The organism is Microbacterium aurantiacum (assembly GCF_040532595.1).
GTDB classification, from domain to species: Bacteria; Actinomycetota; Actinomycetes; order Actinomycetales; family Microbacteriaceae; genus Microbacterium; species Microbacterium chocolatum_B.
This window is the reverse complement of the sequence record NZ_JBEVYX010000001.1, coordinates 1197698-1209105: the sequence shown is the minus strand read 5'-3', so window position 1 is coordinate 1209105 and position 11408 is coordinate 1197698. Positions and strand designations below refer to the sequence as shown.

Sequence of the window (11408 nt, the reverse complement as noted above, 5' to 3'; positions counted from 1 at the left end):
GCGGGAGTACGCCCCGGTGCGCGTGCGCCCCTAGCCTGGGCCTATGTCCGATCCGTCGCGCTCCCGTGCGCCGTGGTGGGCGGCTCCGGATCCCGCCGGATGGCGGGTCATCCTGCCCGCGGCGGTCGTCCTCATCGTCAACCTCGGATCGCTCCTCGGCGGCCTCCCCCGCGACGGGTTCCGGCGGCTCCTCCGCGGCGACATCCCCGGTCCCGAGGGCGAGTTCGTCCTCGCCCTGCTCTTCGCCGTCGGGTCCGCCGCCGTGCTGCTCGCGGCCCGGGCGGCTCCCGGGCCGGTCGTCGCGGGCATCACCCTCCTCTCGACCGTCGACATCGCCGTCTCGGATGACGACGTACGGCTCCCCGCCCTCGCCCTCGCCGTCGCCGTCGTCTCGGCGGTCGTGCGCGATGCACGCGCGTGGGCTCTGGCGTCGGTCGTCGCCGCACTCCTCGCGGTCGTGCTCCTCTCGCCCGTGATCGACGATCCCCCGACGGTCGGGCAGATCGCGTGGACCGTGGTCCTGCTGGCAGCGGCATTCGGCGCCGGCGAACTCCTCCGGACGGCGCGCGAGCGCCGCACCCGCGACGCCGAGGCGGAGGAGCGCCGCCAGGGCACGGCGATGCGCACCGAGCGCGAACGTCTCGCTCGCGAGCTGCACGACGTGCTCGCCCACTCGCTCAGTCAGATCTCGGTGCAGGCGGGCGTCGGGCTCCACCTCTCAGACCCCGACAAACCGGAGGCGCTGGCTCGCGCGCGGGAGGCTCTTGCGAACGTGCGAGAGGTGAGCGGAGCGGCGCTCGCCGACGTCCGCGGCGTCATCGGCGCGCTGCGGGCTCCCGGCGACGCGCCGCTGACCCCGGACAACGGCCTGTCGCGCATACCGGACCTCCTCCGCGTCGTCCGCGACGCCGGAATCGAACCGGCCCTCGACCTCGACGCGACCGACGATGTCCCGCGCAGCGTCCAGGCCGCCGCGTACCGCATCGTGCAGGAGGCGCTCACCAACGTCGCGCGGCACGCGCGGGCCCGATCGGTCGCCGTGCGGATCTCCGCGCTCGCCCGCGTGCTCACCATCGACGTCATCGACGACGGCGTCGGCGCGGGTGCGACGCCGCGCACCGGCGGACTCGGCCTCGCCGGAATGTCGGAGCGCGCGCAGCTCGCGGGCGGCTCCCTCAGTGCGGGGCCGCGCGCCGGCGGCGGATGGGCGGTCCGCGCCGTACTCCCCTTCGAGCGGCCGGGCAGCGCATGATCCGTGTCATCGTCGCCGACGACCAGCAGCTCATCCGCGCAGGTTTCCGCGCACTCCTCGACGCCGAGCCCGACATCGACGTCGTCGCCGAGGCATCCACCGGCGGCGAGACGGTCGAGCTCGTCCGCAGGCATCGTCCCGACGTCGTCCTCATGGACATCCGGATGCCGGGCGGCGACGGACTCGAGGCCACCGAGCGCATCCGCGCCGACCCGTCGCTCGGATCGACGAAGGTCGTCGTGGTCACCACGTTCGAGCTCGACGAGTACGTCACCCGCGCCCTCCGCGCCGGTGCGGTCGGGTTCCTGGTGAAGGATGCCGAGCCGACCGATCTCATCCGCGCCGTCCGCGTGGCCCACGAGGGCGAGGCGCTGCTGAGTCCCTCGATCGCGCGCCGGGTCATCGAGGGCGTCGAACTGCGCCCACGCCGGACGGAGCTGGTGGCGGGTCTCACCGACCGGGAGCGCGGCATCCTCTCCTATGTCGGACGAGGGCTCACGAACGCCGAGATCGGCGACGCGCTCTTCCTCAGCCCGCTGACGGTGAAGACGCACGTGTCGCGCATGATGGGCAAGCTCGGCGCCCGGGACCGTGTGCGGCTGGTCATCGTCGCCTACGAGGCCGGTTTGGTCGACCCCGATCACCTCCCGCGGGAGTAGTCGCCGACTCCCTGGGGCCGACGACGGGTCCGCTCGCGACGGCGAGCATCGAGGGGTGCGGTGGAACAGCTGCCGCCGGAAAGGACATCATGCCCCCGCTGCCCCGCCTCGACCGCGACCTGTTCGACCTCGGCCCCGGCCTCATCGGCGACGTCTTCGGCGCGCTGTTCGGTCTTGCGCTCCTCGCGCTCGCCGTGGTCGCCGTCATCTGGTTGGTGCGCCGTCTCCGCACGTCCGACACGACCGCGGTGCCCGCGGCCGCCCCCGCCGTCGCGACGAGCTCCGCGCGCGGCATCCTCGATGAGCGATTCGCGCGCGGGGAGATCGACGACGACGAGTACGCCCGCCGTCGTTCCGCGCTCGACGGTCGCTGAGCATCCCCGAAGAGGTCACGAAGAGGACTCCTCGTCGAGGGTCATCGGTCATGCGAGGTGCTTATCCTGGGACGCATGACCGATGCCCTCCGCTCCGGCCTCGCGCTGGATGAACTCAGCGCCGAGATCCGCCCCCAGGACGACCTGTACCGCTACGTCAACGGCTCGTGGCTCGAGCGGACGGAGATCCCCGACGACAAGGCCCGCTGGGGGTCGTTCCACCTCATCGCCGAGCAGGCGGAGAAGGACGTCCACGCGATCATCGAGGAGTCGGTCAGCGCCGACCCCGGCACCGAGCCGCGGAAGATCGGCGACCTCTTCACCAGCTTCATGGACACCGAGCGCATCGAGAAGCTCGGCGCCGATCCGCTGCGTCCGCTCCTCGCCCGCATCGACGCGGTCTCCTCGATCGAGGAGCTCCTGGTGCTCCTCGGCGAGTTCGAGCGCGAGGGCGTCGGCGGACTCCTCGGCCTCTACATCGAGGCCGACCCGGGCGACCCGCAGCGCTACGTCCCCTTCGTCGCGCAGTCGGGGCTCTCGCTCCCCGACGAGAGCTACTACCGCCTCGAGAACTTCACCGAGCTCCGCCGCGTGTTCGAGGGGCACGTCCAGCGGATGCTGGATCTCGCCGGAGTTCCGGATGCCGAGGCTGCGGCCGCGCGCATCCTCGCTTTCGAGACGGAGGTCGCCACCCACCACTGGGACAACGTGCGCAGCCGCGACGCGGTCGCCACCTACAACCTCCTCGGCTGGGACGACCTCGTCGCCCGCGCCGGTGTCGACCTCGCACCCTGGCGCGACGCGCTGGCCCCCGGGCGCGCGGAGGCGTTCGCCGAGGTCGTCGTTTCGCAGCCGAGCTTCGTTGAGGCGCTCGCCGGCATCCTCGTCCCCGAGCGCCTGGCGGTGCTGAAGGACTGGCTGCGCTTCCGCGTCATCCGCTCGTGGGCGTCGCTGCTGTCGGAGGACTTCGTCGCCGAGAACTTCGCGTTCTCGGGCACGCAGCTCTCCGGCGTCCCGCAGCTGCGCGAGCGCTGGAAGCGCGGCGTGAGCTTCGTCGAGGCGGCCATGGGTGAAGCGGTCGGCAAGGTCTACGTCGACCGGCACTTCCCGCCGGCCGCGAAGGACGCGATGGACGAGCTCGTCGCGAACCTCATCGAGGCGTACCGCCGGAGCATCACCGACCTCGAGTGGATGAGCCCCGCCACCCGAGAGCGCGCTCTGGAGAAGCTCGACGCGTTCACCCCGAAGATCGGCTACCCGAAGAAGTGGCGCGACTACTCCGGGCTCACCGTCGACGCCGGCGACCTCGTCGGCAACGCCCTCCGCGCCCACGTGCTCGAGCACGACCGTCAGCTGGCGAAGATCGGTCAGCCGATCGACCGCGACGAGTGGCTCATGACCCCGCAGACGGTCAATGCCTACTACCACCCGCTGTACAACGAGATCGTCTTCCCGGCCGCCATCCTGCAGTACCCGTTCTTCGAGGCGGATCGCGATGCCGCGGCCAACTACGGGGGCATCGGCGCGGTCATCGGTCACGAGATCGGCCACGGGTTCGACGACCAGGGGAGCCGCTACGACGGCACCGGTGCGCTCAACGACTGGTGGACCGCCGAGGATCGCGCGGCGTTCGAGGAGCGCACCGCGAACCTCATCGCCCAGTACGACGCGCTCTCTCCGGTCGGCCTCGGCGAGGAGCACACGGTCAACGGGTCGCTCACGATCGGCGAGAACATCGGCGACCTCGGCGGCCTCGGCATCGCTCTGAAGGCGTACGCCCTGCACCTCGAGAAGGCGGACGAGCCGGCCGACGGCGGTGAGATCGACGGGTTCACCGGCATCCAGCGGCTCCTGCTGAGCTGGGCGCAGATCTGGCAGCAGAAGGGCCGGGATGCCGAGACCATCCGCCTGCTGACGATCGACCCGCACTCGCCGAACGAGTTCCGCTGCAACCAGATCGTGCGGAACATCGATGCGTTCTACGATGCCTTCAGTCTCACCGAGAGCGACGCGCTGTGGCTTCCGGCCGACCAGCGCGTGACGATCTGGTGATTCCGGGCGGAACCCGAACCGCCTGACCGCGAACCCCAGGAAGGACGCGCGCGCGTGGCCACCGAACCCCGAAAGGATGCCGCGCCGCTGCGGAGTGCCCGCAAGCGCACCGAGCGCCGGCTCCCGCGCCGGGCGGCGGTCGGGCGGCGGTCCTTCGCGCCGTCGATGAAGGCGCTGGAGGCGGTCGCGGCGTCGGGGGCGAAGGTCGCGGTGCACGTGGCCGATCTCGACCGCGGGGATGTGGTGCTGGAGGGCGACGATCACCTGACCCTGCCGGTGGCGGGGCTCGGGGTCGTTCCGCTGCTGATCGACGTGGCGGCCGGGTTCACCACCGGCGCCCTCGACCCGCTGGAGATCGTCGACCGCGGGGGAGAGGATGCCGCACCCGGCGGCGGGATCTGGCGTCACCTGAAGGCGCCCGCGCTGCCGCTCACCGATCTCGCGGTGCTCGCCGCCGCGGCGGGGGACGCGCTGGCCGCGAACATCCTGCTGGAGCGGGTCGGTCTTCCCGCGGTCCGCACGCGCATCGAGGCGCTGGGCCTGCGCCGTACGGCGCTGATGGACCGTTTCCGCGACGACCGGGGCCCCGATGACGCACCGCACGTCGCGCTCGCCTCGGCGCGTGAGCTCGCCGAGCTGTTCGCCGCGCTCGTGAACTCGTCCGCGGTCTCTCCGGCGGTGAGCGTGCAGGTCGCCGAGTGGCTGAGCCTCAATCAGGACCTCTCCCTCGTGGGGTCCGCCACCGGCCTCGATCCCTTCGCGCACGATGACGACGCGCACGGGCTTCTCTTCGTGAACAAGACCGGTCGGGATGTCGGCATCCGTGCCGAGGCGGGCGTCCTCGGTGGGCCCCGCGCCGGCGTCGCCTACGCCCTCATCGTCTGCTTCGACGACCTCTCGATCGCCCACCGCCTCCGCGCCCACGAGGCGTTCCGCATCCTCGGCACGGACATCATGGAGTACGTCTTCTAGAGGTCGCGCGGGCCGGACAATCGGGCCCGCGGCGTGTGCGCGGGCGGGAACTGTTAATCGAACTTTCATTGACGCGCGTCACATGTACTTCTATCGTGTGTCGCGTGCGGCGACGACGCCGTATCTCACCGACGACGACGTCGAAAGGTTCTGACCTATGAGATCTGCACGAGCGCGCCTGTGGGCGTGTACGACCACGGCGGTGGCACTGGTCGCCGCCGTCCTCACCCCGATGGCGGCGAGTGCCGCACCCGAGAACGTCACCGTCGAGGTGCTTTCGGGGCGGGCCGACAGCGTCTCCGGCGGTGACGCGCTCATCGGCATCTCCGGCGCCTCCGGCGACGTCCGCGTCACGGCGGCCGGCCTGGATGTGACCGACGCCTTCGCCCCGCTCGGCGGCCGCCTCGTCGGCGAGGTCACCGGTCTGCCGAACGGTGTGAGCGCGATCACCGTGGTTTCCGGCGCCGGCGCCGAAATAGGCAGTGTCGAGGTGGAGAACCACCCGATCACGGGTCCGGTGTTCTCCGGGCCGCAGCATCCGATGTACTGCACCGCGTCCGGCGCCCCGTGGAACCTCGGCGCCGTGGACGAGGACTGCCACATCGAATCCGCCGTCGTGTCGTACCGCTACCGCACCACGGGCGGGCAGTTCGCCGATTACCCGACGGACGGATCCACGCCCGCGGATGTCGCGACCACGACGATCCTCGGTGGCGACACCGTGCCCTACGTCATCCGCATCGAGCGCGGCACGATCAACCGTGCGGTGTACGAGACGGCGATGCTGCACCAGCCGTCCGAGGCCGAGCCCACCCCGTTCGCGAGCCCGGCGGGCTGGAACGGACGCCTCGCCTACACGTTCGGCGGCGCCTGCGGCGTCGGCTACTGGCAGGGGTCGTCGACCGGCGGGGTGCAGAACGACCTGCTCCTCAGCCGCGGGTACGCCGTGGCGTCGGCGACGTTCAACGTCTACGCCCAGAACTGCAACGACGTCACGAGCGCCGAGACGGCGATGATGGTCAAGGAGCACGTCGTCGAGCAGCTCGGACCCGTCACCTACACGGTGGGGTCCGGGGGATCGGCAGGGACGATGCAGCAGCTGCTGCTGTCGAACAACTACCCCGGCATCCTCGACGGTGTCCTCGGTGAGATCGGCTACCCCGACGAGCGCTCCACCACCATCGGCGGTCACGACTGCCGCGGTCTGCTGGGCTACTGGAACTCGCCCGCCGGAGCCGGCTGGACCGATGCGCAGAAGCTCGCCGTGACCGGACACGCCACAACCGGGACGTGCTTCGGCTTCACCTTCTTCGACGGAGTCGACGACCCCAATCGCGGGTGCAACGCGGCCGTTCCGGTCGCCGACCGCTGGTCGCCGTCGAACCCCGACGGCCTCCGCTGCACGATCGCCGACATGGTCAAGAACGTCTACGGCACCGACGATCAGGGCCGCGGCCTCCGCGTCGAACCCGACAACGTCGGGCTGCAGTACGGCCTGAACGCCCTCGAGGAAGGGGTGATCACCGCCGAGCAGTTCCTCTCGCTCAATGAGAACATCGGCGGCATCGATGTCGACGGCGCGCGCACCGCCGAGCGGTCCGAGGCGAGCGTCGCCGCGATCGAGCGGGCTTTCGCGACCGGACGCGTGAACATGATGACCGGTGGACTCGAGACGATCCCCGTCATCGAGATCCGCAACTACACCGACCCGACCGGCGACTTCCACGAGCGGTACCGATCGGCGATCATCCGGGAGCGGATGCTGGATGCGTGGGGCAACGCCGACACCCACGTCAACTGGACCGGCCCGAACGACAACACCGCGACGGCGGCGATGCGAGCCCAGGCGCTCACGCAGCTCGAAGCGTGGCTGGACGCGATCGTCGCGGCCGGCGGACCGGGAGACCGCGCCCGCACGGTCGACGCGCGCCCCGCGGGGCTCGGCGACGGATGCTTCGACGCCCAGGGCGGGTTCATCACCGAGGTGCTCGACTACGACGACCCCACCACCGCGTGCAACACGCTGTACCCGTACCACTCGCAGCCGCGGGCGGAGGCGGGTCTGCCGCTGTCGGCGGAGGTGCTCAAGTGCGAGCTGACCGCACCGGTGCGTGAGGACTACCCGGAGATGACGGATGCCGAATGGGATCGCCTCACCGCTCTCTTCGACACCGGCGTCTGCGATTTCACCCAGCCGAGCCAGGGCTACACGGAACTCGAGGGAACGTGGCTGGACTTCGGCGTCACCGAACCCGCCGCGCTCGACGGAGTCGCCATCGCCGGCCGCGCCGCGCCCGGCGTCGAGCTGTCCGCCGAGGGCTCGTCGTCGACCGAGGGTGCGGTGCTGTCGTACCAGTGGTTCGCCGACGGCCGGCCGATCGACGGTGCGACCGGATCGACCTACGTCGTCGACCCGGCGATCGCCGATGCCGCGCTGACCGTGCGGGTGACGGCATCCGCCGCGGGCTTCGTCGACCGGAGCATCGTGTCCGACCCCGCCTCGCGGGCGATGCAGGCCACGGTCCCGATCATCGAGGGGACGCCGGTGGTCGGTGAGACCCTGCGGGCCGTGCCGGGCGCCTGGTCCGAGGGCGCGACGCTGACCTACCAGTGGTACGTCGGAGATCGCGCCATCCGAGGCGCGAACACGGCGACCCTGAAGGTGTCGGCGGCGTACCTGCGCCAGCCGCTCAGCGTCGAGGTGACCGGCACGCTCGCCGGCGTCGACACGGTGACGTTGCGATCGGAGCCGACGCTGAAGACCGCGCTCGCCACCGAAGGGTTCGTCGTGGGCCTCCCGTGGGTGGGGAGTCGGCTGACCGCGGTCGCCGGGGTGTGGACTCCGCGCACCGATCTGTCGTACCAGTGGCTGCGGAACGGCGAGCCGATCGCCGGCGCGACGGGACGTCAGTACACACTGACCCGCAGTGACCGGGGCTCGACGATCTCGGTCGCCGTCACTGGGACGCTTGAGGGCTACCCGACCATCACGCTCGAGTCGCGGAATGGGGTCCGCCTGCGCTGAGCTGCGGCATCCGTCCCCAGGGGGTCACGTCGATTCGGACGTGACCCCCTCTGCGTGGACGGGGCCCCGGGTAGGGTGAAGCGGATGAGTCGGAAGACCGAGACCGAGGAGACGCGCGCGGTTCAGACGCTCGGCGCGGCGGTCCGCGATGCCCGGCGCCGTCTGGGCCTCAGCGTGCAGGCCCTGTCGGAGAAGGCCGGGGTCAGCTTCGGTCTCGTCAGCCAGCTCGAGCGCGGGATGGGCAATCCGTCCCTGCAGTCGATCCACCGCCTCGCTGGGGCGCTCGGCGTTCCGGCCGGACAGCTCCTGGACGAGCCGGCGGGAGAGCTCGCCGTCGTCCCGGCCGGTCAAGGGCATCGGATGCCGCCGATCGCCGACATCCCCGCGGATCAGCAGTCGGTGCGAGAGCTCCTGACCCCGCGCGGGGAGTCGATGCTGCAGCTCATCCGCTCGACCCTGCCCCCGGGGTTCAGCAACGAGAGCCGTCCGTTCCGCCACATCGGCACCGAGACGGTGACGGTCGAATCCGGCGTTCTGATCGTCGCGCAGGGCGAGCGTCGCGTACGCCTGGAGGCGGGCGATACCGTCACGTACGGCTGCTCGGAGGCGCACTGGTGGGCCAACGGCCACGACGCCGAGACCGTGGTCCTCGGGGCGGTCACGCCCTTCGAGCGGTGAGCGGCCGCGTCTACCGGGCGGTGACGGTGCCGCGGAGATCCGCGGCACGCAGCTCGACGAGCCGGGCGAGGTCGTCCAGCGGATCGGCGTGATCGTCCACGCGGAGGTCCACCGTGGCGTCGCCCTCCTCCGCTCCGGCGACGAGCACGGCGGCGCTCTGCCTGCCGCGCACGTCGCCGCCGGCAGACTCGCCCGCGGCGAGGACGGCGACGAGCACGGCGGCGAACCGTGCCGCGGCGTCGGGGGAGCCGGCGTCGAACCCGCGGAGGGGTGCGAGCGCGTCCCGCATCGCGTCGAGCACCTCGGGTCCGGCGAGCAGGTTCCCGGCGACGATCGCGTCCTCGAGTACGAGGTGCCCGGTCCACGGCGTGGTTTCCGCGCCGGTGTGTGCGGCTCCCGCGCCGCGCGCGGGGAGAAGCAGCGCCTGGCGGAGCGGCGCCCCGGCATCCCACTCCGGGATCCGGCCGATCGCTGCGGCGGCGCCCGATCCGGCATCCGTCGCGTCGAGGAGAAGTCCCCGCAGTGCGCGATTGGTCCACGCCTGGCTCGCGACCGCGCCGACCCCGGGACGCACGTCCGGAACGGCGTTGCCGACGGCGAGCGAGCGGCTCGCCGTGGCTGCGCCGAGGAGGCCGGACTGCGGATGCCGGGCCAGGACGGTGAAGGTCATTGTGTCCTCTCGCGGGGGTGGAGCCGATTGTGAAGATTCTGTTTCGAGATGGCCGGAGGCTTGTCCCGTCCCCTCATGGTGGCACATACTGATCGAATCATCATCAAAATGATGCTCTCCGCGATGATGTTCCGTCCGACGACCCGATAGGCACACCATGAACAAGCGCACCGCACTCGGCGCGGCATCCCTCGTCGCCGCGCTCACGCTCGCCGGCTGCTCCGCCGGTGAGAGCGTCGACATCGACGGCGCCGAGGGCGTCGACGGCGACGTCCTCATCGCCGCGATCGGTGGCGAGCCCGACCAGCTCGACCCGCAGCGCACCAGCTCGTACTTCGCGTTCGAGGTGCTGGAGAACGTCTTCGACACCCTCGTCGCCCCCGACGAGAACCTCGAGATGCAGCCCGCGCTCGCCGAGAGCTGGGAGGTCAGCGACGACCAGCTCACGTGGACCTTCGACCTCCGCGACGACGTCACCTTCCACGACGGGTCGGAGTTCACCAGCGAGGACGTCGTCTACTCCTACCGCCGCATCATCGACGAGGAGCTCGCCAACGCCTGGAAGTTCGCGGCGATCACCGACATCACGGCCCCGGACGACGACACCGTCGTCATCACCGTCGCCCAGCCCACCCCGAACCTGCTGAGCAACCTCGGCGGCTTCAAGGGCATGGCGATCGTGCAGCAGGAGAACGTCGAATCCGGCGACATCACCACCGCCCCCGTCGGCACCGGTCCGTTCTCCGTGACCGGATACTCGTCGGGTGACCGCATCACCCTCGCGGCGAACCCCGACTACTGGGGTGGCGCCCCCGAGCTGGGCGGCGTCGAGTTCCGCTTCATCTCCGAGCCCGCCACGGCCCTCGCGGCCCTCCGCGCCGGCGACATCCACTGGACCGACGTCGTCCCGCCCCAGCAGGTGAGCGAGCTCGAGTCGGACGACACCGTCCAGATCGGCCTCACCCCCTCCAGCGACTACTGGTACCTCGCCCTCAACGAGGCGCGCGAGCCGTGGAGCGACGTCCGCGTACGCCAGGCCCTCGCCTACGCGATCGACCGCGACGCGATCGTTCAGGCCGTCAGCTACGGCACCGCGGCGCTCAACCAGCTCGCCATCCCGGAGCAGAGCGTCTGGTACACCGCCTACGACGAGTACTCCACCGACCTCGACGCCGCCCAGGCCCTGCTGGACGAGGCCGGCTTCACCGGTGGCACGCTCGACCTGCTCGCGACCTCGGACTACCCCGAGACCGTCACCGCCGCACAGATCATCGCCTCGAACCTCGAGCCGCTGGGGATCGACGTCGAGATCCGTCAGCCCGACTTCTCCACGTGGCTCGACGAGCAGAACACCGGCAACTTCGACATGCTCATGATGGGCTGGCTCGGCAACATCGACCCCGACGACTTCTACTACTCGCAGCACCACACCGATGGTGCGAGCAACGCGCAGGGGTACTCCAACGCCGAGGTCGACGCGCTGCTCGACGCCGGACGCATCGAGACCGACCCGGAGGCCCGCAAGGACCTCTACGCCCAGGCGGCGACGATCATCGCGGACGAGGCCAGCTACATCTACCTCTACAACCCGTCGGTCATCCAGGTCTGGTCGCCGGACGTGACCGGCTACACCACGCGCGCCGACCGCGCGATCCGCTTCGACGAGGCGTCGCTGGCCGGCTGAGCCGCGACATCCCGCGCCTCGCCGAAGAGCCCCCCGCAGCCT

The 11408-nt window shown here is 71.0% G+C and carries 9 protein-coding genes; 8 read left to right on the top strand and 1 reads right to left on the bottom strand.

Annotated elements, in window-relative coordinates; translation table 11 throughout:
* The first annotated feature begins 43 nt into the window (after positions 1-43).
* The 7 genes from ABXJ56_RS05715 to ABXJ56_RS05685 all read left to right on the top strand — a co-directional run bounded on the left by ABXJ56_RS05715 (position 44) and on the right by ABXJ56_RS05685 (position 9012).
* A complete protein-coding gene (locus ABXJ56_RS05715) occupies positions 44-1252 on the top strand; it encodes a sensor histidine kinase (protein ID WP_353998749.1) in 1209 nt (402 codons plus the stop codon).
* Positions 1249-1911, top strand: coding sequence for a response regulator transcription factor (locus tag ABXJ56_RS05710; protein ID WP_353998748.1), 663 nt, complete (start codon positions 1249-1251; stop codon positions 1909-1911). Before ABXJ56_RS05715 ends, ABXJ56_RS05710 begins: the two co-directional genes overlap by 4 nt.
* A gap of 89 nt (positions 1912-2000) precedes the next feature.
* Positions 2001-2285 (top strand): SHOCT domain-containing protein, encoded by a 285-nt coding sequence (locus tag ABXJ56_RS05705; protein ID WP_353998747.1) that lies wholly within the window; start codon positions 2001-2003, stop codon positions 2283-2285.
* Between the two features lie 75 nt (positions 2286-2360).
* Positions 2361-4337 carry a M13 family metallopeptidase gene (locus ABXJ56_RS05700; protein WP_353998746.1) on the top strand — a complete coding sequence of 659 codons (1977 nt, stop codon included), beginning with the start codon at positions 2361-2363 and terminating at the stop codon, positions 4335-4337.
* 54 nt (positions 4338-4391) lie between these two features.
* Positions 4392-5309 (top strand): serine hydrolase, encoded by a 918-nt coding sequence (locus ABXJ56_RS05695; RefSeq protein WP_353998745.1) that lies wholly within the window; start codon positions 4392-4394, stop codon positions 5307-5309.
* Positions 5310-5466: 157 nt separating this feature from the next.
* A complete protein-coding gene (locus ABXJ56_RS05690) occupies positions 5467-8334 on the top strand; it encodes a DUF6351 family protein (RefSeq protein WP_353998744.1) in 2868 nt (955 codons plus the stop codon).
* An 84-nt stretch (positions 8335-8418) separates the two neighbouring features.
* Positions 8419-9012, top strand: a complete 594-nt coding sequence (locus ABXJ56_RS05685) for a helix-turn-helix domain-containing protein (RefSeq protein ID WP_353998743.1) — start codon at positions 8419-8421, stop codon at positions 9010-9012.
* A 10-nt stretch (positions 9013-9022) separates the two neighbouring features.
* On the opposite strand, the gene ABXJ56_RS05680 is transcribed toward ABXJ56_RS05685, so the two are convergent.
* Complete coding sequence (locus ABXJ56_RS05680) at positions 9023-9682, bottom strand: DUF1028 domain-containing protein (RefSeq protein WP_353998742.1); 660 nt, start codon at positions 9680-9682, stop codon at positions 9023-9025.
* A 157-nt stretch (positions 9683-9839) separates the two neighbouring features.
* Between ABXJ56_RS05680 and ABXJ56_RS05675 the strand changes: the two genes are divergently transcribed.
* Positions 9840-11366, top strand: coding sequence for an ABC transporter substrate-binding protein (locus ABXJ56_RS05675; protein ID WP_353998741.1), 1527 nt, complete (start codon positions 9840-9842; stop codon positions 11364-11366).
* Positions 11367-11408 lie beyond the last annotated feature (42 nt).